The organism is Acetobacter orientalis (genome assembly GCF_000963965.1).
Lineage (GTDB): Bacteria > Pseudomonadota > Alphaproteobacteria > Acetobacterales > Acetobacteraceae > Acetobacter > Acetobacter orientalis.
In genome coordinates this window covers 83,662-104,905 of record NZ_BAMX01000007.1, presented here as the reverse complement: position 1 = coordinate 104,905, position 21,244 = coordinate 83,662, and the positions used below count along the sequence as shown (strand labels likewise).

Genomic DNA, 21,244 nt, shown 5'->3' with positions numbered 1-21,244 from the left:
CCATAGTCGTTCCGGAACCGATGGATCTTCTTTCAGCCCTTCATAGCTTTGTCCGCGTGGCGGCCACAGGCTCTTTCTCCGCTGTCTCGCGTGAAACCGGGGTAAGCCAGCCAACAATCTCGCGGCATATTGCACTGCTGGAAGCGCATTACGGCACAACGCTGTTTGCGCGTACCACCCGCAGCCTTATGATGACCGAAGATGGCCGCAGCTTGCTACCGCACGCCTACGAAGTGCTGGAAATTCTTGAAACTGCCGAGACCGTTTTGGGCCGTAGGCGGGCATCTATTTCTGGCCTGGTACGGTTGGGGGTTACCACGGCTTTTGGTCTGTACCTGACCAAGCGTTTAGGCGAACTGCTTGAGCGGCACCCAGACCTGTCTGTAGAACTGGTTATGCGCGACTCCTTTGGAGATCTGGTAGAAGAAGGGCTAGATCTTGCCGTGCGGGTGGGTGACATAGCCGAAGGCTCACTTATTGCCCGCAAACTGGGCAGTGTACGTAAATGGCTCGTAGCGTCTCCGGCTTGCCTTAAACGGTGCGGCACCCCAGAACACCCGCGCGACCTGCCAGAATACCCCGCCATTGTGTATAACTATGGCGGCGGCCGCCAAGACTGGAACTTCTACCGCGAGGAAGAAGAAAGCGTTATTGCACCCTCTACGGTTTTTCGGGCCAATAGCAGCGAGGCCGTCTATTACGCTGTGGGGGCCGATATTGGTATTGGCCTTTTACCAGAGTTTTTAGTGCGGGAAGATGTTAAAGCAGGCAAACTTGTACGGCTCTTTTCAGATTGGAAAATACCCGTACTGCCGTTTTATGCAGTGCATACCGGCCCACGTACCCTACCACTCCGTACGCGCACCGTGCTGGATTTCTTGATCGAAGTATCTTCAGATGTTTTGAAAGAAGATCGCTAAAGGCCGCAGTGTACAAGGCGGCCTAAGGTTTATGCGGTAGCATGGTGCCGGGCCCAAGCGTCTGGCCAGCCGTTTGTTATAGTCATCAGTTTATACGAAAACTAAAAAAGGCGGGGCAATTAAGCTCCGCCTTTTTTGGCTGTGGTCAGTGCTTTAGGCCTTAACCATGAAAACCGGGGTCTGCTGCCAAAATGGCAGACCATGCCGTGGTGTCTAGCGTGCCGGTGTAGCCTTTACGTAATTCTGGTGTCCAATGTTGTAGCCAAGAGCTGGTGCGTTGCACAAAATCAGCGACATCGGGGGAGTTGTTCATACCCGGTTTAGACCAGTCTTCAGGTGCGCCGGGTATGGTTACGTGTTCACCTGCCTGTGCCGGGCTTACAAAAATATGCACAGAGGCAAAATCTACCCCGTTGCCAGATTTGCTTTTTTCAATATGCACCCAGCCTGCATCAACGAGCACAGGGGGTAGGGCAAAGCCCATCATGCTCAACCGTTGCAATGCGGGCGGAATAAACAGCGGGCTACTCACCAACCCTTGCAAGGCTTGGTTAGAGGTTATGAACTGGTTGTTGACCACCTTAATGGGGGCGGTCATCCAGCATTCAGTTCTGTTGCCGTCTTGGGGTAGGTCGCCTGCGGTAAAGTTAAAGGTGTTGTGGCACATATCCTGCCACATTTGCGTATCAGACGACGGCAGAGACTGCGTGGTGGCCTGTGCAATAATAAAGCCCGTTACCATGCCGCGTTCTGAGCGCACGTAAAGCGAGGTCAGAAGTTCGCCATGCGCCACGTCATCCTGATAATTCAATACAGGGTGCCAATGACCTGCGGGTAGAGGCAGTTGCCGCCCGGCAAAAGGGATAACCCCTTCAAGCTGGGCATCCATCGGTGGTTGAGAGACCATGCGGCGGCCTTGGTTATCGGCATCGGCCGCCTTTTGGGCGGCGCTCTCCCGGCCTAACATATGGCCAATTTTATCTGTGCCGCGTTGGTAAAGCGGCAAGCTGCGCTCCAGCCATGGGGCAGGAAACAACAGGGCAAAGGTGCTGCATACCCCGGTTAAAATAAGGGTAGTGCGCCACAGGGGCGCACGGCGCCATAAGCGGGTAAAAGCTGACATGGCGTATAATCTCAGGGTGTCAGGCGGGCGTGCATGCTGTCACTACTACCGGCAGCATCTGCCACTTTAGCGGTAATGGTGCCGTCATCATCTTTAATGATACGGATCATGGAGGCCCCTTGCTGGCGTGCCACAATAAGAGATTCGCTAATCATGTCCTCAATAGAGCGCACAAGGTCACGGGCAGATGCGCCATCCCCCATACGGCTTTGGCGGCGCATCACGTCTATCAGCAGGGCAGGGTCAATACCGCCGGTTTCTACTTTCAGGCCGTAGCTTTCAATCATGGCCTCAATTTCAAGGGCAGAAACGCGGGCAATATCTAGCCCCTTCAGAGCGCGGAACACAAAAATACGGTCAAGGCGGTTCAGCACTTCTGGGGCAAAGCCTGCTTGGCGCAAGGCTTCAACCGACTCGGCACGCATACGGTCGGGGTCGTCATGCAGGCGGTCGGCAATTTCGGTCAGGGCATCTGTTGCAATGTTAGAGGTCAGCACAAAGATGGCCCGTACAGTAGAAATCTGCTGCCCGGTTGATGCTTCGGTAATGTGCCCATCGTTCCATGCCGTCAGGAATTTCTTGAACACATCGGGGTGGGCTTTTTCAATTTCGTCCAGCAGCACCACGGCATCTGGCTTTTCTTTCAAGCCGCCGGTTAGTTTGCCGTAAGTATCAGACCCCACATACCCTTTGGGGGAGCCAAAAAGTTGGGTGGCAGCGTGGGGGCTGCTCATTTGGGTCATGTCAAAATGCAGCAGGGGCCGTTCAAGCTGGCGAGCCATTTGCTTGGCAAGATAGGTTTTGCCAGTGCCCGGAGGGCCTGCCAGCAAGAAAATACCAACGGGTTTGCCGCGTATCTGCAACGCAAGGCGGCGGCGCAGTTGCTGGGCAATATCTTCACACACTTGGTCTTGCCCAATAACGCGGGCGCGCAGGTTTGCGGCCAGTTCTTCGGCGTCAATTGTTGTTTCACGCTGTTCGCGCGCCAGCATTTCTTCCAGTGCGTTGCGGTTAGTCAGTCTGGCAAGAACATCCATCATCCACCCCCGTCGGCGTAATAAACCTTTGCGCGCAAGCCGCTCGGCGCGTGTTTCAAACAGCAGGCCACCCAGCGTGAGCAGGCCGCTTAGTGCAGCAATAACGGGCCATGCCGGTGCGCACCATTCCATGAAATGCGCCAAAGACGCGAAAGAAAGGTGCAGGCTTATGGCCATTTGAACACTGGCCAGCACCAAGAAGATAACCATCATTAACGGCATCAGCCGGTTGAGAGCAGGGAGTAGGCTCTTCATTGCGCAATCACCGTAAGGCCAAGAGACTCGCCCTGATGCATGACCGGCAGGGGCTGCGGCCCAAATAAAGTGACCACGCCTGCTCCTATGCCTGTCACGCCTGGATCTGATACGGGTAGAATATCGACGTTTCCGGCAATTGTAATTGGTAAAATCAGCACTGTAGGTGTTGGCTGCAATGCCACGGTGCGGTGTGTGGTGCCGCACACCACGCTGACTGTGCCGCCTGTGCCGGTTGCATCAAAAATAGGCATGGCGACCAAGCGCAGGTCACGCCGTTTAATGCCTGCCAAAATATCAGCCTGCTCTTTTTCAGAATACCCGGAAGATGCAAGCGCCTGCGCTGCTTTTTCCGGCGCAATAAGAGACATTTGCACGCCTATGCGTTGCTGCTCCGAATCGGCCACAGGGCTGGCATTTGTGTCTGCCCCGCCTAAAAGGCGCCCCCCCAAGCCAGAAAAATGAACACCCGCCCCGGCCAACAAGGTGCAGGTCGCTAAAATGATGCAGGCCGTTCTGAAATGAGAGGGTTTATCCTCTGGGTTCAGTTGCGGTTTGTAGGCGGGTTCAGGCTCTGTGCTCATAACAAATAGTCAGGCATAGGTCGGTGGCTCTGTGCAAGGTCTGAAACAGCAGGGTAGGGCTATAAAATGGCCGTGGCGTATTAATTTCTTTTTCACGAATCGGGCAAAAATAAGAGCAGCCTATTTTCAAGCCTTGCAGCGTAGCCTTGTATCGCCTACATGGAACATCATCCTTTCATCGTATCAGAAATTTGGGGGGTGGCCTTGACGGGCCGCCTTTTTTGCATTGGACGCTGACCTACCTACTCATTCCGGCCTAGAAGCCCGCCTTGTGGCCCTTGTAGCCCCAACGCTGGACGACCTTGGCTATGAAATTGTGCGTGTGGCGGTGCTTGGGCGCGAGCGCCCAACCGTGCAGATTATGGCCGACCGTAAGGACGGCACCCTAATAAGTGTTGATGATTGTGAGCGTATCAGCCGTGCAGTTGGCGCTGTGCTGGACGTGGAAGACCCTATTCCCGGTTTATGGACACTTGAAGTGTCTTCCGCCGGGATTGATCGTCCACTCACCCGCGCAAAAGACTGGAACCGTTTTGCAGGCCATCAGGCCAAGGCAGAGGTTTTGGTGCCAATTGACGGGCGCCGCCGTTTTGCGGGCGTTGTGCTGGGTGCCGATGCTGAAAATGCACGGATGCGCTTGGATGATGGAACGGAGGCCGTCTTGCCGCTGGCGGAAATACGCCGTGCAAGGCTGGTGTTGACAGATGCCCTGATTGAGGCGAGTGCCCAAATGGCCCGCCCAGCCGCCGAGGGTGACCAAGAAGAGCGCAAGGCCGGGGCAGAAAACCCTGCCGGGCGCAAGTTACACTGATCAAGCCGCCTGCTTTGGAGAGCTGAGAGTATGGATACCTCTGTTTCCCGTCCTGAACTGCTGCTGGTTGCAGACGCTGTTTCGCGCGAGAAGGGAATCGACCGCGATGAAGTGCTGGAAGCCATGGAGCAGGCTATCCAGAAGGCCGGTCGTGCCAAATACGGGCACGAAAAAGACATTCGCGCGACCATAGACCGTCGCACTGGTGAAGTGCGCCTGTCCCGCTGGACAGAAGTGGTCGAAAACGCCGAGAACGAGGAAACCCAGATTCCGCTGGCTATTGCGCGCAAATTTCAGCCAGAAATTAAAGCGGGTGAATATCTGGTTGACCCGCTGCCGCCTATCGATTTTGGGCGTATTGCAGCCCAGACAGCCAAGCAAGTTATTGTGCAGCGCGTGCGTGAATATGAACGCAAACGCCAGTACAACGAGTTTAAAGACCGCGTAGGCGAAATTGTGAACGGCACCGTCAAGCGTACCGAATACGGTAACCTGATGGTTGAAATCGGCTCTGCTGAGGCACTTCTGCGCCGCGATGAGTTGATTGCCCGCGAAACGTTCCGCAACTCTGACCGTGTGCGCGCTTACATCTATGATGTACGTGACGAGCCGCGTGGCCCGCAAATTTTTCTTTCTCGTACGCACCCTGCTTTCCTTGCAAAGCTGTTTGCACAAGAAGTGCCCGAAATTTATGACGGCATTATCGAGATCAAGGCTGTGGCCCGTGACCCCGGCTCTCGCGCTAAAATGGCTGTTGTGTCCCGTGATGCTTCTATCGACCCGGTAGGGGCGTGCGTTGGTATGCGTGGCTCCCGCGTGCAGGCTGTTGTGGCCGAATTGCAGGGCGAAAAAATCGACATCATTCCTTGGAGCCCGCAGGCTGCAACCTTTGTGGTGAACGCACTGGCCCCGGCTGAAGTCTCCAAAGTGGTGATGGATGAAGAAGCTGGCCGCGTTGAAGTTGTGGTGCCAGACGAGCAGCTTTCACTGGCGATTGGCCGCCGCGGTCAAAACGTACGCCTTGCAAGCCAGTTGACCCGTTGGGATATTGATATCCTGACCGAAGCTGAAGAATCCGAACGCCGTCAGGAAGAATTCCGTCGTCGCACCAACCTCTTTGTTGAGGCTCTGGACGTTGATGACGTGATTGCAAGCCTGTTGGTAACTGAAGGCTTCCATTCCATTGAGGAATTGGCCTATGCAGACCCCGATGAGCTGATAGGCATTGAAGGTTTCGATGAATCGGTGGTAAGTGAACTCGTACAGCGCGCTGAAGCCTATTTGGTGAAACAGGAAGAAAACCTGGATACCAAACGGCGCGAGCTGGGTGTGTCTGACGATATTGCGGACATGGGTGTCTTTACCAACCAGATGCTTGTGACTTTGGGCGAAAAGGGTGTAAAAACTCTTGACGACCTTGCTGATCTGGCTGGCGATGAGCTTGTCGAAATCCTCGGTACTGATGCCATTGAGGAAGATGCTGCCAATGAAATCATTATGGCAGCACGTGCTCACTGGTTTGATGGCGAGGGTGATCAGTCTTCCTCAACAGAGGGAGCGTAAGCCCGAAGGTTAACAAGGGCTGTTTAAAAGTGGGTAGTGATTTTTTGCCAGAAGCCGATCCCGAAAAAGGCCCCTTGCGCCGCTGTGCAGTAACACGGCAGCAAGGTATTCCAGCCGAAATGGTACGGTTTGTGGTCTCTCCCACCTCGGTCATAACCCCCGATCTGGATGGAAAACTGCCCGGACGGGGAATATGGTTGAGTGCCAAGCGAGATGTGATAGAACAAGCCCGCACACGCGGGGTGTTTGCACGGGCCGCGCGGTGTCAGGTACAGGTGCCCGAAGATCTGGCTACGCAAGTAGAAGCAGGTCTGCACCGGCGCATGATAGAGGCTTTAGGGCTGGCACGGCGTGCCGGGCAGTCTGTAAGCGGGTTTATGAAGGTGCGGGAATTGATAACACGCCAAAAGGCAGCCGTTATCATTCACGCATCGGATGGAAGCAGGGAAGAACTGGATCGGCTTATGTCGGGTGCCAGAGACCTCCCTGTCATTGAGGCGCTTTGCGTACAAGACCTTGCAAAGGTTTTTGGGCGGGAGCGGGTGGTAAACGTAGCATTGGTACCGGGGGCCTTGGCGTCCCGCCTATGTTGCGAGAATGAGCGTTTTTCGGGGGTTGCCCAAGGTGGCCCTCGGGTTCGTCGGACCTTTCCGGCGGATGGGTTTGAACAGGCGGGTCAATGAGCGAAGGCAAGGATCAGGATCAGGGCAAGGGGCGTTTGTCCCTTCGGCCAGCAGGGCGTTCAGACGTCGGGCGTACGGTTGATGCCGGGTCCGTGCGGCAGAGTTTTAGCCATGGCCGCTCCAAGGTTGTGCAGGTTGAGGTGCGCAAAAAGCGTGGCCCAGGTGCTGGCAATGGGGCAGGTGGCCGTGGTGCTGGCGGGCGTGCAGGGGCAGGTCGTACCCTGACAGCCGCCGAGCTGGCAATGCGCCAGCGCGTGCTGCAGGAACAGAAAAAAGCAGCTGAAGAAGCTGAACGGCGTGAAGCCGAACGGCGCGAACAGGAAAAAATTCAGATCCTGTCTGCTGCTGAAGAAGCACGCCGCCGCGAAGAAGATGAAAAGCGTGCAGTCGAAGCCGCCGCCGAAGCTGCAGCTGCAGCCGCGGCTGAAGAAGCTGCTGCTGAAGACGCTGACCGTAAGGCGCGCATTGACTCCATCAAACCGATCGAAGTCAAAGGGCCGGTGGTTTCTGCTGTGCCAATTCCGGGCGAGGTAACCCTTGCACCGCCGGTAAGCCGCCTTAAGCCTTTGGCCGAGCGGGCTATTATGCCTGCCAAGCCGTTGAAAGCTGCCGCGCCACGCCCGCAAGCTAAAGCTGCTGCTTCTGCTGCGGCAGAGCCGGGTGCAGCCGCACAAACACTGCGCCTGCGTGGTGGCCGTGCAGCCGATGGTGATGAAGAACCACGCCGTGGTGGCCCAGCTCGTAGGCCGAGCGGTGGTGCGCCCCCTCGTAAAAGTGCGGGTTCGCGTAAAAGCGATGGTGGTGGCCGTCGTTCCGGTCGTATTGACGTGCAGGCCGCCATTGAGGGTGATGACGACAAGACGCGTTCACTCGCCTCTGTGCGCCGTCAGCGCGAGCGTGAGCGCCGTCAGGCTGAGCTAGAACGCCTGCGTGCAGACCAAGTGCGCGTTGTGCGTGACGTTGTGCTGCCTGAAACCATCACGGTTCAGGAACTGGCAAACCGTATGGCCGCCCGTCAGGGTGAGGTCATTAAAGCGCTGATGAAAAACGGCGTGATGGCAACGGTAACCCAGACCATTGATGCTGATACGGCAGAACTGATCGTTGAAGAATTCGGCCACCGCGTGCGCCGTGTTGCTGAAAGCGACGTTGAGCTCGGCATTGAAGGAACGCAGGACGAACCTGAAGAACTTCAGCCTCGTGCTCCTGTTGTTACCATTATGGGCCATGTTGACCACGGTAAAACCTCTCTGCTTGATGCCCTGCGCACAACAGACGTTGCCGCGGGTGAAGCTGGTGGCATTACGCAGCATATTGGTGCGTATCAGGTAACGCTCGCTTCTGGCGCGAAAATCACGTTCCTTGATACACCCGGCCATGAAGCCTTTACGGCAATGCGTGCCCGTGGTGCCTCTATTACAGACGTGGTTGTGCTGGTTGTTGCCGCAGACGATGGCGTGATGCCGCAAACAATTGAAGCCATTAAGCATGCAAAAGCTGCTGATGCGCCCATCATTGTTGCCATCAACAAAATCGACAAACCCGGTGCCAACCCAGACCGTGTGCGTCAGGAATTGCTGAACCACGAGATTGTTGTGGAATCTCTGAGCGGTGATGTGCAGGACATTGAAGTGTCTGCCAAAAAACGCGAAGGCCTCGACAAACTTGAAGAAGCCATTCTGCTCCAGGCTGAAATTCTTGACCTGAAAGCCAACCCGAATCGTTCGGCTGAAGGTGCAGTGATTGAAAGCCGTCTGGACCGTGGCCGTGGTTCTGTGGCGTCTGTGCTGGTGCAAAAAGGTACACTGCGTAAAGGTGACATTGTTGTTGCCGGTGCTGAGTGGGGCCGTGTGCGTGCGCTGGTTGATGACCGTGGCCGTCAGGTTTCTGACGCAACACCGTCTATGCCGGTTGAAATTCTTGGCCTTACAGGCGTGCCCTCTGCTGGTGCCCCGTTTGTTGTGGTCGAGAACGAAAACCGTGCCCGCGAAATTTCTGAGTTCCGTCAGCGTAAGCTGAAAGAGCATCAGGTTGCAGGGCAGGTTGCAGCACGTGGTACGCTTGACCAGATGTTGGCCCGTATTCAGGCGGGTGAGCAGAAAGAAGTTGCTGTTCTGATCAAGGCAGACGTTCAAGGCTCTGCTGAGGCCATTCAGGCTTCTGTGCTCAAACTGGCGCATGAAGAGGTGGGTGTACGCGTACTTAACGCTACGGTTGGCCAGATCACGGAAAGTGATGTGCAGCTTGCCAAGGCGTCTAACGCGGTCATTATTGCCTTTAACGTGCGTGCAACGTCTCAGGCACGTACCCTCGCCCAGCGCGAAGGGGTGGATATCCGTTACTACTCAATCATCTATCAGGTAACTGATGATGTTGAGCAGCTTGTTCGTGGCAAAATTGCTCCGAAACACCGCGAAAAATTCCTTGGCTACGCCGAGATTCGTCAGGTGTTCAACATTACCAAGGTTGGCAAGGTGGCTGGTTGCTACATCACAGAAGGCGTTGTCAAACGCGGCTGTGGCGTGCGCTTGCTGCGTGACGGTGTGGTTATTCACGAAGGTGACCTCAGCCAGCTCAAGCGCTTCAAAGACGATGTCAAAGAAGTGGCTAAAGGCTACGAATGTGGTCTTTCCTTTGCAGGGTATAACGACCTGCGCGAAGGCGACGTGGTTGAGTGCTTCGAAAGCGAACTGGTGCCTGCATGAGCCGCCGCAACGGATCAGGCAAGGCAGGGTTGAACGGGCCGGCGGGGTATCTCGCCGGTCTTTCTCCATCGGGGCCTTCTCAACGCCAGTTACGGGTGGGGGAAGAAGTCAGGCGGGTTTTGGCCGAGCTTTTTGCACGCACAACCTTCCGTGACCCCGAGTTGGCCGATACCGCAGTAACTGTTACTGAAGTACGTCTTTCACCCGACTTTAAGCATGCTACGGTTTTTGTGGCACGTTTAGGCCGTAGCGATGTGGATGCTTTGCTGCCCGGCCTTAAACGGGTTGCCCCGTGGTTGCGCACGCAAATGTCGCATAAGCTAAGGCTGCGTGTGGCCCCAGAGCTGCACTTTCAGCCAGACACAACACTTGATGAAGCCATGCACATGGATGCGCTTCTTAAGTCTCCTGATGTGCAAAGAGATATTGCTGCTGCACAGCCAGAAGACGATGAGGAAGACTAAGTTTTTTCCTTATTAGAGCGCTTACCTTACCAAGCAGTACCTAGGGCTCTGCACGCAGGTAAGAAGCGCATAAAGGTTCCAGTTTGCGACACCCTGCCCGAAAAGATATTCTTTTCAGGCAGGGTGTTTGCGTATGGGGCTTAGCCTTTCCAGCCTTGTACAACGGGGCGAATGGCAAAGTTGCTTTGTATGCGTACAACACCGGGCATGCGCGAGAGTTCTTCTTTATGAATACGCTCGTAATCAGACATATCCTGCGCTTCTACACGGAGCAGATAGTCTGCATCGCCGGTCATAAGGTAACATTCTTTTACATCGGCGCACTCTTTTACGCGGCTCTCAAAGCGGCGTAGGCAGTCTTCTGTTTGCCGCTCAAGGGTAATTTGCACAATAACCGTGGCCATAGAGAGGGTGGCGTTACGGTCTATAATGGCGCGGTAGCCTTGTATAACACCTTTTTGTTCCAACAACTTAACGCGGCGCAAGCAGGCTGAGGGAGAAAGCCCAACCTTTTGCGCAAGCTCAGCGTTGCTCATGCGGCCATCGTGCTGCAATTGGCGCACTATAGCGTCTGTTACTCGGTCGAAGATCATGTGGTTAATCTCGGCATTTTTGAAATATTATACGAATAATTTGCCGTATAATGCATAATTATGCGACAGATCAGCAGGATATTCCATAGATATCCTGATAAAGTTTTTATATCGAAACAGTATGGGGTACTGATTCAATGTCTCTGCCGGTTGTTGCCTCGTGGCCTGCGCATAGGGCTGGTGCCGTTCTTACGATTGATCTTGGCGCTATTACAGAAAACTACAAATTTCTGGCCCAAAAAGTGCAGGGGGCAACATGTGCTGCTGTCGTTAAGTCTGATGCCTACGGCCTAGGGGCCATACAGGTGGCGGAGGCTTTAGAGCAGGCTGGAGCTAAAGAATTTTTTGTTGCCCATGTTGATGAAGGTCTTGCACTGAAACCTGCACTTTCGGCTCAGGCGCGCATTACGGTGCTACACGGTGCCCGCCCGCAGGCCTTGGCAGAGTGTTTGCAAGCCGGTTTGCGCCCTGTGCTTAACTCTTTGGAGCAGGTGGCAGAGCTCAAAGCATACGCCCATAGTACTGGCCAGCAGCAAAATGCTGTTTTGCAGCTTGATACGGGTATGTCTCGTTTTGGCCTGTCTGGGGCAGATGTTGCGCTCTTGGCTGAAAGCCCTGACCTGCTGAACGGTATTTCGCTGTCTTTGCTTATGAGCCACCTTGCTTGTGCAGATACGCCGCAAGACCCGGCTAACGCGCAGCAACTGGCCTGCCTGTTGCGCTATGCCAGTGTTTTGCCCAAGGCTCCGCTGAGTTTGGCGGCGTCTTCTGGTATTTTTGTGGGGCAAAATTTTCACCAAAATTTGGTGCGGCCCGGTGCGGCCCTCTATGGCGTGGCCCCTAACACGCAAGGCCCTAACCCCTTACAACCAGTAGTGCGTTTACAGGCCCGTGTGCTGCAAACACGCTACCTGAAAAAAGGTGACCGGGTTGGCTATGGCCTGACATGGCAAGCCAGCGGCCCGTGCCGCATAGCAACGTTGGCTACCGGCTATGCAGATGGTTTTGCCCGCGCCGGGGCGACTACCGGGTGTGCTTGGTTTGAAGGCCATAAACTCCCCATTCTGGGCCGTATTTCTATGGACTCCCTAACCGTTGATGTCTCTGGCGTGCCAGAGGCAGCCTTAGGGGCAGAGACTTTGGTTGACCTGCTTAACGACCAATACGGCGTAGATGATGTGGCCAAGGCAGAAGGCACAATTGGCTACGAAATTCTTACCTCACTGGGGCGGCGCTATCATCGCGTGTACCACAACCAGCCTTCTCCAGTCTGAAACTAACAAAAATAAAGGGCTCTATTTATGAAAGTTCTTGTTTTAGGTGGCGGTGTTGTTGGGGTTACGTCGGCTTGGTATCTCGCACAGGCAGGGCATGAGGTTACGGTTATAGACCGCCAGCCCGAAGCGGGTATGGAAACAAGCTTTGCCAATGCTGGGCAGGTTTCTCCGGGGTATTCTGCTCCGTGGGCTGGGCCGGGTGTGCCTGTAAAATCTGTTAAATGGTTGATGATGGCGTACCGGCCATTTGTGTTTTGGCCTATGCCAGACCCCCATTTGTGGAAATGGCTGTGGCAGATGCTCGAAAACTGCACCACAGAGGCTTACGACCGTAACAAGGGCCGTATGGTGCGCCTTGCTGAATATAGCCGTGACGTGATGTGCGACCTGCGTAAAGAAACAGGCATTACTTACGATGACCGGCAGCAGGGCACTTTGCAGGTTTTTCGTACACAAAAGCAGCTTGATGGCGCTGCGCTCGATATTGCTGTGCTTAAGCAATATCAGGTGCCCTATGAAGTGCTTGACCGCGAGGCCTGCGTAAAAGCCGAGCCGGGGCTTGCAGAGGCCGCGCATAAAATTGTTGGTGGCCTGCGCCTACCGGGTGATGAAACAGGTGATGCATTTAAATTTACCCAGACACTGGCTGGCATGGCTGCAAAAGCAGGTGTGAAATTTCTCTACAACACCAAAATTAAACAGATTTTGTCTGACAATGGCCGGGTTACGGCGGTTGAAACCAGCCGTGGGGTTATGACAGCAGACAGTTATGTGTTGTCATTAGGGAGCTTCTCTCCCGCATTGGCGCGGCCTTTGGGTATGGATTTACCAATTTACCCGGTTAAAGGTTATTCGCTTACCGCCGATATTACAGACGCAGCCCGTGCCCCGGTTTCAACCATTATGGATGAAACCTTTAAAATTGGCATTACCCGTTTGGGTAACCGCGTGCGCGTGGGCGGTACGGCGGAGCTGGCAGGCTTTAGCCGCCGCCTGCGCAAACCTCGGCGCGAAACGCTGGAACATTCTGTAACAGACCTGTTTGCTGGGTGTTGTGATGTACCGGGCGCTTCTTTCTGGACAGGCCTGCGCCCTATGACACCCGATGGCACCCCTATTATTGGCCGTACAGGGCTTGAAAACCTGTTTTTAAACACTGGCCATGGTACATTGGGTTGGACAATGGCGTGCGGCTCTGGCCGAGTGCTGGCAGATATTATGTCTGGTAAAAAACCTGATATTGCCTACGAAGATCTGAACGTTTTTCGTTACGATCTCTCTTAATTCTGGCATTCCCTTCATCACGTTGGATCGGCAAAACTCTGGGGTTAGAAAATGGCCCCAGAATTTTTTGCGCTTGGGCCAAATGTCGTGTTGAGGCCCAACATACTTTCTGTTCGGTCTTGCCGTATGCCGTATGCCGTATGCCGTATGCCGTATGCCGTATGCCGTATGGGGCCTAGCACCCTGTGATAGCTGCCCAGCAGGTGTCTTGTGGCGGCACGAAATGTTTTTACGTGCAGAAACTAAGAGTATGTCCGCTTTAGGCGTAACCATTTGACGTTGCTTTTAAAACGATGCAGGGCAGAAACGTTATACTGTCATGGCTATGACATGGAACTGCCTATTTTGCATGATGAAACAGCATGCAAATCTGTGGCAAAAGCCTAAAGGGCATACAAAGAGGGGCATACGGCAGAGGTTATGAGAGTAAAGACGTTTTTGAAAAAAATGCGAACCCCGGCTGCTATGCCGTTTTCTCTTTTTTCCCGCACCGCTTTGGCCGGTATGGGGGGTGCGGCTTTTGCTTGTGGTGGGGTTTCTTACGCGCATGCCGCCCAAAGCCAGCCTGCTACAGCACTGGCCCCAACAGCTCTCCCCGCACAGGTGCCCGCACCGCCTGTTGCACAAACCCCCGTTGATTCTGCCAAAGCGTTTATTTTGACATCGTCAGATACGCAGTTGCTTGAAGACCTTGAGCACCGCACGTTTTCTTGGTTTTGGGACGCAGGCAGCGCCAAAACCGGCTTGGTGCCAGACCGTTACCCGTCTGACCAAACGCAAGCGAGTGTGGCCTCTATAGGCTTTGGCCTGACGGCTTACGGTATTGGGGCAGAGCGGGGCTATATTACACATGCGCAGGCCGTACAGCGCACCTTAGTGACTTTGCGCTACCTCAAAAGCCTGCCGCAAAACGATACGCCCAATAAAGCTGCGGGCTTTCATGGTTTTTTCTATCACTTCTTAAACCGTGAGACCGGCTTACGTTTAAACCCGGATATTGAGCTTTCCAGCATTGACACAGCCTTGCTTATGCAGGGTATTTTGTTTGTAGAAAGCTATTATACAGCCAATACCCCAGCAGAGCGTGAGATTAGGCATTTAGCCAATGCCCTGTACCAAGATGTTGACTGGCCGTGGTTATGCCGCCCTGACCATAGGTTAAGTATGGGCTGGTCGCCTGAGCATAAATTTCTGCCTAATTATTGGGAAGGGTACAGCGAGGGCATGATGGCCTATGTGCTGGGCCTTGGTTCTACCCTGCACCCCTTGGCGCCGTCATCATGGCAGGCATGGTTGACCACAAACGACAAACGGTGGGGCGAATATTACGGCCAAACCCTGCTCAATTTTGCACCGTTGTTTGGGCACCAATATACCCATTCCTGGATTGATTTTAGAGGTATTCAGGACGACTGGAACCGCCAAAAAGGCATAGATTACTTTGAAAACAGCCGCCGTGCCACGTATGCACAGCGCGCTTATGCCATAGCAAACCCCGGTAAATGGCAGGATTACGGGCCAGAAGTCTGGGGCCTTACTGCAAGCGATGGCCCCGGTGAACTAACAGAAACCGACAATGGGCTAACGCGCCATTTTCTTTCGTATTCTGCGCGTGGGGCAGGGCGTGATTACACGCAAGATGATGGCACCATTGCCCCTACCGCCGCAGGTGGCGCTGTAGCATTTGCTCCAGAAATTGCCGTGCCTGCCTTACGGGAAATGAAGCGCCGTTACGGCAGCCGTATTTATGGGCAATATGGCTTTGTTGATGCCTTCAACCCCAGCTTTCACCATAACAACCAGCCTTTCTGGTCAGACACGGCCTATCTTGGCATTGATCAGGGGCCTATTTTGCTCATGCTGGAAAACCGGCGCAGTGGCTTTGTGTGGTCTGTCATGAAGCGTAACCCGGCTATTAGAGCCGGGCTTGAGCGGGCAGGCTTTAAAGGTGGCTGGCTTGATGAGGTAAAAAAGCAGGCTGGCACAGCAACGCCCAACCCGACCACAGCAACCGTTAGCCCGGCTACCGCAACACCTTAAACGGGTGGTGAACTCCCTTAAAACCAAAGAGCCTGCACGGGTTTACCCTGTGCAGGCTCTTTGGTTTTTTAGCCTTGGTAAGACGCTATTTCTATCAGGTTTTGGTCTGGGTCGTGGCAATAGACAGAGGTAAGCGGGCCTAGCGCACCTAAGCGGGCAATAGGGCCTTCTACAATGCTTACGCCACAGGTTTTAAGGTGGTCTACAATATCATCGCTGGTAACAGCGGTTACAAAACAGAGGTCATTACCGCCGGGCAGGGCGTGTACGGCTGTGTCCCATCCGGTGGCGTCTTGGGGGCGCAGGTTTAGTTTTTGGCCACCAAAACGCAGGGCTGTGCGGTTATTACGCCCGTATTCCTCGCGCTCCATACCCAGCACACGCTGGTACCACGAGGCTGAAATTTCAACGTCTCTCACGGTCAGGACGGCATGGTCCATTCGGTCAACGGTAAAGCGCATGAAACGCAAGGCTCCTCTGGTTGGCCCGCCCTGTAAGCCGGACGGGCTGCTGCATGGCTCAGCTTAACTCAGCGTAGAAGTCATTGCCTTTGTCGTCGATAACAATAAACGCTGGAAAGTCTTCAACTTCAATTTTCCAGACGGCTTCCATGCCGAGCTCTGGGTATTCCAGCACTTCTACCTTACGGATACAGTCTTGGGCCAAGCGGGCAGCGGGGCCGCCAACAGAGCCAAGGTAAAAACCACCATATTTCTGGCAGGCGTCTTTGACAGCTTTGGAGCGGTTGCCTTTGGCCAGCATAACAAAAGAGCCGCCATGCGCTTGCAGTTCAGACACGTAAGAGTCCATACGCCCGGCAGTTGTGGGGCCAAAAGAACCCGTAGCCATACCTTGTGGGGTTTTGGCTGGGCCTGCGTAGTAAACCGGGTGGTCTTTAAGGTATTGTGGCAGGTCTTCGCCGCGGTCTAGGCGTTCTTTAAATTTGGCGTGCGCAATGTCGCGCGCCACCACCACGGTGCCGGTTAAGGCTAGGCGGGTTTTAACCGGGTATTGAGACAGCTCTTTGCGAATCTCATCCATTGGGCGGTTAAGGTCAATTTTAATGGCATCGCCGCCCAAATGCTCGTCTGTGGTTTCTGGCAGAAAGCGGGCTGGGTCGTGCTCAAGCTGTTCCAGAAAAAAGCCATCTGCTGTAATGCGGGCTTTAATCTGGCGGTCTGCTGAGCACGAAACCCCCATGCCAACCGGCAGAGAGGCCCCGTGGCGCGGTAGGCGGATAACCCGTACATCGTGGCAGAAATATTTGCCGCCAAATTGTGCGCCAATGCCGAGTTTGCGGGTTAGGCCCAGAATTTTCTGTTCCATCTCTACATCACGGAAAGCATGGCCCGTGGGGCTACCGCTGGTGGGCAGGCTGTCGTACCAGTGGGTAGAGGCCAGCTTGACTGTTTTAAGCGTTTGCTCGGCAGACATACCGCCAATAACAATAGCCAAGTGGTAAGGCGGGCAGGCAGAGGTGCCCAAGGTTTTAATTTTTGTGTCTAACCACTCAAGCAGCTTCTGCTCAGACCCCAGCAGGGCGCGGGTTTCCTGAAACAGGAACGTTTTATTGGCAGAGCCACCGCCCTTGGCCACAAACATCAGGTCAAACTGTTCATCGTGGTGGGTGGCGGGGCTTGCAAAAATATCGCACTGCACTGGCAGGTTGGTGCCGGTGTTTTTCTCTTCAAACATGGAGAGAGGCGCCATTTGCGAATAACGCAGGTTGGTGCGGGTGTAGGTTTCAAACACACCTTTAGAGAAGGCTACTTCCTCATCGCCTTCAACCCACACACGTTGGCCTTTTTTACCAAACACAATGGCCGTGCCGGTGTCTTGGCACATAGGCAGCACGCCGCCCGCAGCAATGCAGGCGTTTTTGAGCAGGTCTAGCGCCACAAAGCGGTCATTGTCCGAGGCTTCGGGGTCTTTGAGAATGCTGGCAAGCTGCTCAAGGTGTTTGGGCCGCAGGTAATGGGCCACTTCATGAAACGCCTGCGCTGTAAATTCAGTCAGGGCTTCTGGCGTAATGTGCAAAATGGTTTTGCCGCCACAGTGCGATGTGCTCACACCTTCAATTTCTACCTTACGGTAGGTGGTTGTGTCTTCCCCCAACGGAAAAATGGGGGAGTACGTGAAGGCAGGCACAGGCGGGCGGGGGGGCTGGCTGTTCATGTGTGCATCATCTCCATGGCCGCGCCCCCGTGGTATTTTAAGTGGGGGCTTTAAGCGGGTGATGGCCCTTTCTTACGAAAAGCGTCAAGGCTCACAACCTGAGAAGAGGCATCACTTTCTGCTGTGGGCTCTGCTTCTTCGGTGTTTTCTTCTGCCTCTGGGGTGGTTTGGGGGAGTGTTGCCGCTTCATCAGCGGAGAACTGCATGCTGAGGTGAATGGCAGGGTCTGCAAAGCCGGTAAAGGCCCCAAACGGAATAACCAGAATAGACCCAACACCCCCAAAAGACAGGCCAACAGACACGATTTTGGTGTCGTAATTGACGTTCAGATCCCAAAACTGGTGCTGGAGCACAATGGTCATTTCATGGGGGTATTGTGCCCGCAGGCGGGAGGGAATTTCTACCCCCGGCAGGTCTGTGCGAAATGTCAGGTAAAAGTGATGCTCACCAGACAGTCCTTCACGGCCGACATAGTCAAGCGCCTTGAGCATGACATCACGGTAAGCGGCTTCCAGCCATTGCTCGTAAGGCAGTTGGCTTTCGGGGGGGAAGGCACCGTTTTCTGGGGTGTTGTCGTGGTCATCTGCCATGGCAGCTCTCCTGTTTGGCACACCGGTAAGAAAAACCCGGGTTTGTTCGTCTACGGTTGCTGTCAGGCATGCGGCAAAGGAGAAGCAAGTGCAAGTGAGGAGTGCATGTTTCTTCAAAGTAAGCATAAAAGCACAAGGGTTTTATGCGCCTGCGCTTGCAGGCCATGCGGGGTAAAAAAATAAAGGCAAAGTGGGAGGGCTTCTGTTGCCCGGTGCCCTCCCGAACCGCGCTTATCGCTTATGCAGCGACAGCGAGCACCTCAGTGTTATCATTGGCACTTGTAAGTTTAGCCCGATAACGGCGGTACAATGCCGGGCAAAAAGAAGGTCTTTACCACGCGTGTCGAGCCTGTTTCGTCCCCATCTGTCCATGCCCCTAAAGGCCGGATTTTATGGTGGAGACGCCGGGTACTGCCCCCGGGTCCACTACGCTTATTCCACGTTCCGTTTATCGCCATAGCCAAGGGGCAAGCCCCTCCTGCACTGCCAAACATAAGTGCCATAAGGCCGGATTGCAAGAGGGTACATGTAAAGTGTGTGCAGGGCGGCAGTTATGGGGTGCGGCGCTGCTTGGCGTGGTGCTCGGCGAGTATAAGCAGGCGCTCTAGGTCTTTGGTATCAATGTCAAACACGTCGTCTGTGGCGTTAAGGGCAGAGACGATGTCTTCATGCTTTAATCCCGCTTCTTGCTGCGTTTGCAGGGGTACGGTTGGGGCGCGGTGGGGGTAGCTGTGCCCGCTAAAGCGGTGAAAGAGCATACCAACCCCCACAAGAATACTGGAGTTTAAACAGACTGGTAGCAGCGGGAATGTTAGGTCTGTGCTGAAAGGCAGGGTATTGGGGTGCAGCATAACCGCTGTGAGTGCTGCGGCACCGCCGGGTGGGTGCAGGGTACGGCTTGCGGCCATAAGCACAATGGCAAGGCCCACAGCAAGCCCAGCCGCCAGTAATGGGTTGGGTATAAGCAGACCTATGGCAATGCCTATGGCGGCAGAAAGGGTATTGCCACCAATAACAGCCCGTGGCGTGGCAAGCGGGCTGGCCGGTAGGGCAAAAACCAGCACGCTAGAGGCACCAATAGGGGCCACAATGGCTGGCAAGGTAGCGGGTGTTACCAACCCGGTTAAAACAAGGCAGGCCATAATGCCGCATACCGCCCCTAACCCTGCCAACATAGCATACGGTGCGTTTTGTAAGGCCGTTTTGACGCGCGTAAAATATGCAAAAAAATTAATCACGGCAGTGCTCATAAAAAAGCAAATTAGAAAGTCTTAGCGTCATAGCAACGCGCGGCGTGCTTGTCTGGTTTGCAGCCGTAAAAGATGTGCGAGAAATGCTTTTTATTGTGGGTGTGTTGTTATGTGGTGCCACAGAGAGGGGTTATTAGTCTTCGTGTGGTATGTTCACGCTTCTTCATTTGTCCCGCTTGTTCTGTGTCTGTATAGGGTGGGGCAGACTTTTGTATGGCGCTAATTTGCCTGCTTTCAATGGGGGAACACCATGTCACTGACCGATGCACAGCGTGCTGAAATAGCCGCGCACGCCAAGGAAACGAGCGCCACGCGCCGCCCGACCGTTCCCGCCCTTGAAGCTATGCTGTACGAACCCCAAGAAGTGCTCGACCACGGCTTTTTACGTGTTATCGATTATATGGGCGATGACGCAGCCGTTGTGCAGGCTGCCCGCGTGTCTTACGGGCGTGGTACCCGCAAGGTGTCAGAAGATGCCGGGCTTATTCGTTACCTTATGCGCCACCGCCATTCTTCTCCATTTGAAATGTGTGAAATCAAATTTCACGTCAAACTGCCCATCTTCATTGCCCGCCAGTGGATTCGCCACCGTATGGCCAGCGTGAACGAATACTCAGCCCGCTATTCTATTTTAGATAGTGAGTTCTATTTGCCCGCCCCAGAACATATGGCGGCCCAGAGCGAGGTAAACCGCCAAGGCCGTGGCGATGTGCTGGGCAGCGAGGCCGCAGCAGACGTGCTGGATATTTTGCGTAACGATGCCATGCGCACCTACAGCAACTACGAAAAAATGCTGGATACAGACGAAGGCTACGGCCTAGCGCGTGAGCTGGCCCGTATTAACCTGACCCTGAACACGTACACACAGTGGTATTGGAAGATAGACCTGCATAACCTCATGCACTTCCTTGCTCTGCGCCTAGACCCCCACGCCCAGTACGAAATTCGGGCATATGCGGAGGTCATGCTGAAAGTGCTGCATGCCTGGCTACCTCAGACCGCAACCGCGTTTGAAGAATACCGCCGTGGCGCGGTAACATTCTCTGCCAGCATGATGAAAGTTGTGCGCCGTATGCTGGCTGGTGAAACTGTAGAGCGTGAAGGCACAGGCCTAAGCAAGCGCGAATGGGATGAAATGATGGCCACCCTTAAAGGTTAAGGGTAGGCCAGAAGCAGAAGCAGAAGCAGAAGCAGAAGCGTGGCGCGGCTTTAATTAAGCGCCACGCATAGGGGCGTCATGCCGCAATGTGCGTGAGAGCAGGTTACCTAAGGCTTGCAGCCCCGTTACCAAAACAATCAAAACAGCCACAACACCCAGCATAACCGTGGTGTTAAACCGCTGGTAGCCATAGCGTATGGCAAGGTCACCCAAGCCACCGGCCCCAATGGCCCCCGCCATGGCAGAAGCCCCGACAAGGGTAACCAACGTAACCGTAAAGCCTGAAATAAGGCTTGGCAGGCTTTCTGGTAAAAGCACGTAGCGCACAATCATCCATCTGGTGCCGCCCATGGCTCTTACGGCTTCTATCAGGCCAGAATCGACTTCCTGCAAAGAGACTTCGGCAATACGGGCGAAGTATGGAATGGCCGCAACAGAAAGCGGTACAATAGCAGCCTCTGTACCCAAAGACGTACCCGCCACAATGCGTGTGAACGGAATAAGCAGCACCAGCAGAATAATAAACGGTACGGCGCGCACGGCATCAATTAAAAACCCAAGGGGCCGGTTGAGCCATGGCATACGGCATAACCCGCTTGGGCCGGTAAGGGTTAAAAATACTGCCAAAGGCAGGCCACCCAACACGGCAATAAAACCAGAGGCCAGCACCATTTCCAGCGTTTCGCCGGTGGCGCGCAGTAGCAGCTCAAGAATAAGACGCGACATAGCCA

19 protein-coding genes and 1 other RNA gene are annotated in these 21,244 nt (G+C 54.5%); 10 read left to right on the top strand and 10 right to left on the bottom strand.

Annotated elements, in window-relative coordinates; translation table 11 throughout:
- Nucleotides 1-20 precede the first annotated feature (20 nt).
- Nucleotides 21-920 (top strand): LysR family transcriptional regulator, encoded by a 900-nt coding sequence (locus Abor_RS03140; protein WP_048840382.1) that lies wholly within the window; start codon nucleotides 21-23, stop codon nucleotides 918-920.
- Nucleotides 921-1,080: 160 nt separating this feature from the next.
- Here the strand turns inward: Abor_RS03140 and Abor_RS03135 are convergent, their stop codons facing one another.
- Genes Abor_RS03135 through Abor_RS03125 form a run of 3 tightly spaced genes read right to left on the bottom strand, consistent with a single transcriptional unit; the run spans nucleotide 1,081 to nucleotide 3,919 of the window.
- The gene (locus Abor_RS03135; RefSeq protein WP_048840381.1) at nucleotides 1,081-2,043 is read right to left on the bottom strand and encodes a hypothetical protein; all 963 of its coding nucleotides are present in this window, start codon (nucleotides 2,041-2,043) and stop codon (nucleotides 1,081-1,083) included.
- Between the two features lie 11 nt (nucleotides 2,044-2,054).
- On the bottom strand, nucleotides 2,055-3,335 hold the full coding sequence (locus tag Abor_RS03130; RefSeq protein WP_048840380.1) for an AAA family ATPase: 1,281 nt from the start codon (nucleotides 3,333-3,335) through the stop codon (nucleotides 2,055-2,057).
- Nucleotides 3,332-3,919 (bottom strand): hypothetical protein, encoded by a 588-nt coding sequence (locus tag Abor_RS03125; RefSeq protein WP_048840379.1) that lies wholly within the window; start codon nucleotides 3,917-3,919, stop codon nucleotides 3,332-3,334. The genes Abor_RS03130 and Abor_RS03125 overlap by 4 nt, the downstream gene beginning before the upstream one ends.
- Nucleotides 3,920-4,145: 226 nt before the next feature.
- On the opposite strand from Abor_RS03125, the gene rimP reads away from it, so the two are divergent.
- The 5 genes from rimP to rbfA are packed head-to-tail and all read left to right on the top strand — an operon-like array spanning nucleotide 4,146 to nucleotide 10,145.
- On the top strand, nucleotides 4,146-4,730 hold the full coding sequence (gene rimP / locus Abor_RS03120; RefSeq protein ID WP_048840378.1) for a ribosome maturation factor RimP: 585 nt from the start codon (nucleotides 4,146-4,148) through the stop codon (nucleotides 4,728-4,730).
- Nucleotides 4,731-4,760: 30 nt separating this feature from the next.
- Nucleotides 4,761-6,293 carry a transcription termination factor NusA gene (gene nusA, locus Abor_RS03115; protein ID WP_048840377.1) on the top strand — a complete coding sequence of 511 codons (1,533 nt, stop codon included), beginning with the start codon at nucleotides 4,761-4,763 and terminating at the stop codon, nucleotides 6,291-6,293.
- A 29-nt stretch (nucleotides 6,294-6,322) separates the two neighbouring features.
- On the top strand, nucleotides 6,323-6,976 hold the full coding sequence (locus Abor_RS03110; protein WP_048840376.1) for an RNA-binding protein: 654 nt from the start codon (nucleotides 6,323-6,325) through the stop codon (nucleotides 6,974-6,976).
- Nucleotides 6,973-9,681, top strand: a complete 2,709-nt coding sequence (gene infB / locus Abor_RS03105; RefSeq protein ID WP_048840375.1) for a translation initiation factor IF-2 — start codon at nucleotides 6,973-6,975, stop codon at nucleotides 9,679-9,681. The genes Abor_RS03110 and infB overlap by 4 nt, the downstream gene beginning before the upstream one ends.
- Nucleotides 9,678-10,145: a 30S ribosome-binding factor RbfA gene (gene rbfA / locus Abor_RS03100; RefSeq protein WP_048840374.1), complete on the top strand. Its 468-nt coding sequence runs from the start codon at nucleotides 9,678-9,680 to the stop codon at nucleotides 10,143-10,145. The genes infB and rbfA overlap by 4 nt, the downstream gene beginning before the upstream one ends.
- 140 nt (nucleotides 10,146-10,285) lie before the next feature.
- Here the strand turns inward: rbfA and Abor_RS03095 are convergent, their stop codons facing one another.
- Complete coding sequence (locus tag Abor_RS03095) at nucleotides 10,286-10,738, bottom strand: Lrp/AsnC family transcriptional regulator (protein WP_048840373.1); 453 nt, start codon at nucleotides 10,736-10,738, stop codon at nucleotides 10,286-10,288.
- Between the two features lie 137 nt (nucleotides 10,739-10,875).
- Here Abor_RS03095 and alr point away from each other — a divergent pair, with 137 nt between their 5' ends.
- The 3 genes from alr (at nucleotide 10,876) to Abor_RS03080 (ending at nucleotide 15,339) form a co-directional block, all read left to right on the top strand.
- Nucleotides 10,876-12,012 (top strand): alanine racemase, encoded by a 1,137-nt coding sequence (gene alr / locus Abor_RS03090; protein WP_048840372.1) that lies wholly within the window; start codon nucleotides 10,876-10,878, stop codon nucleotides 12,010-12,012.
- A 27-nt stretch (nucleotides 12,013-12,039) separates the two neighbouring features.
- Complete coding sequence (locus tag Abor_RS03085; protein ID WP_048840371.1) at nucleotides 12,040-13,299, top strand: D-amino acid dehydrogenase; 1,260 nt, start codon at nucleotides 12,040-12,042, stop codon at nucleotides 13,297-13,299.
- Between the two features lie 465 nt (nucleotides 13,300-13,764).
- Nucleotides 13,765-15,339: a glucoamylase family protein gene (locus Abor_RS03080; protein ID WP_232014974.1), complete on the top strand. Its 1,575-nt coding sequence runs from the start codon at nucleotides 13,765-13,767 to the stop codon at nucleotides 15,337-15,339.
- 68 nt (nucleotides 15,340-15,407) lie between these two features.
- Here Abor_RS03080 and Abor_RS03075 read toward each other — a convergent pair whose 3' ends face one another.
- From Abor_RS03075 to Abor_RS03055, 5 genes are all read right to left on the bottom strand, one after another.
- Complete coding sequence (locus Abor_RS03075) at nucleotides 15,408-15,800, bottom strand: VOC family protein (RefSeq protein WP_048840370.1); 393 nt, start codon at nucleotides 15,798-15,800, stop codon at nucleotides 15,408-15,410.
- 58 nt (nucleotides 15,801-15,858) lie between these two features.
- Entirely contained in the window at nucleotides 15,859-17,514 is a 1,656-nt protein-coding gene (locus tag Abor_RS03070) for a fumarate hydratase (protein WP_048840369.1), read from the bottom strand.
- Between the two features lie 50 nt (nucleotides 17,515-17,564).
- On the bottom strand, nucleotides 17,565-18,104 hold the full coding sequence (locus Abor_RS03065; protein ID WP_048840368.1) for an SspB family protein: 540 nt from the start codon (nucleotides 18,102-18,104) through the stop codon (nucleotides 17,565-17,567).
- Between the two features lie 189 nt (nucleotides 18,105-18,293).
- Nucleotides 18,294-18,626: a transfer-messenger RNA gene (gene ssrA, locus Abor_RS03060) on the bottom strand.
- Between the two features lie 29 nt (nucleotides 18,627-18,655).
- Complete coding sequence (locus Abor_RS03055) at nucleotides 18,656-19,342, bottom strand: HPP family protein (RefSeq protein WP_197719535.1); 687 nt, start codon at nucleotides 19,340-19,342, stop codon at nucleotides 18,656-18,658.
- 262 nt (nucleotides 19,343-19,604) lie between these two features.
- Between Abor_RS03055 and thyX the strand changes: the two genes are divergently transcribed.
- Nucleotides 19,605-20,513: an FAD-dependent thymidylate synthase gene (gene thyX, locus Abor_RS03050; RefSeq protein WP_048840367.1), complete on the top strand. Its 909-nt coding sequence runs from the start codon at nucleotides 19,605-19,607 to the stop codon at nucleotides 20,511-20,513.
- 54 nt (nucleotides 20,514-20,567) lie between these two features.
- On the opposite strand, the gene Abor_RS03045 is transcribed toward thyX, so the two are convergent.
- Nucleotides 20,568-21,239, bottom strand: a complete 672-nt coding sequence (locus tag Abor_RS03045; RefSeq protein ID WP_048840366.1) for a methionine ABC transporter permease — start codon at nucleotides 21,237-21,239, stop codon at nucleotides 20,568-20,570.
- Between the last annotated feature and the right edge of the window lie 5 nt (nucleotides 21,240-21,244).

Excerpts from the sequence above, each read along its gene's own strand:
- thyX (WP_048840367.1), top strand. The coding sequence starts at position 19,605 with ATGTCACTGACCGATGCACAGCGTGCTGAAATAGCCGCGCACGCCAAG.
- Abor_RS03085 (WP_048840371.1), top strand. The coding sequence starts at position 12,040 with ATGAAAGTTCTTGTTTTAGGTGGCGGTGTTGTTGGGGTTACGTCGGCT.
- nusA (WP_048840377.1), top strand. The coding sequence starts at position 4,761 with ATGGATACCTCTGTTTCCCGTCCTGAACTGCTGCTGGTTGCAGACGCT.
- Abor_RS03135 (WP_048840381.1), bottom strand. The coding sequence starts at position 2,043 with ATGTCAGCTTTTACCCGCTTATGGCGCCGTGCGCCCCTGTGGCGCACT.
- infB (WP_048840375.1), top strand. The coding sequence starts at position 6,973 with ATGAGCGAAGGCAAGGATCAGGATCAGGGCAAGGGGCGTTTGTCCCTT.
- Abor_RS03095 (WP_048840373.1), bottom strand. The coding sequence starts at position 10,738 with ATGATCTTCGACCGAGTAACAGACGCTATAGTGCGCCAATTGCAGCAC.
- Abor_RS03045 (WP_048840366.1), bottom strand. The coding sequence starts at position 21,239 with ATGTCGCGTCTTATTCTTGAGCTGCTACTGCGCGCCACCGGCGAAACG.
- Abor_RS03125 (WP_048840379.1), bottom strand. The coding sequence starts at position 3,919 with ATGAGCACAGAGCCTGAACCCGCCTACAAACCGCAACTGAACCCAGAG.
- Abor_RS03070 (WP_048840369.1), bottom strand. The coding sequence starts at position 17,514 with ATGAACAGCCAGCCCCCCCGCCCGCCTGTGCCTGCCTTCACGTACTCC.
- rbfA (WP_048840374.1), top strand. The coding sequence starts at position 9,678 with ATGAGCCGCCGCAACGGATCAGGCAAGGCAGGGTTGAACGGGCCGGCG.
- Abor_RS03130 (WP_048840380.1), bottom strand. The coding sequence starts at position 3,335 with ATGAAGAGCCTACTCCCTGCTCTCAACCGGCTGATGCCGTTAATGATG.
- Abor_RS03075 (WP_048840370.1), bottom strand. The coding sequence starts at position 15,800 with ATGCGCTTTACCGTTGACCGAATGGACCATGCCGTCCTGACCGTGAGA.
- Abor_RS03140 (WP_048840382.1), top strand. The coding sequence starts at position 21 with ATGGATCTTCTTTCAGCCCTTCATAGCTTTGTCCGCGTGGCGGCCACA.
- alr (WP_048840372.1), top strand. The coding sequence starts at position 10,876 with ATGTCTCTGCCGGTTGTTGCCTCGTGGCCTGCGCATAGGGCTGGTGCC.
- Abor_RS03065 (WP_048840368.1), bottom strand. The coding sequence starts at position 18,104 with ATGGCAGATGACCACGACAACACCCCAGAAAACGGTGCCTTCCCCCCC.
- Abor_RS03080 (WP_232014974.1), top strand. The coding sequence starts at position 13,765 with ATGCCGTTTTCTCTTTTTTCCCGCACCGCTTTGGCCGGTATGGGGGGT.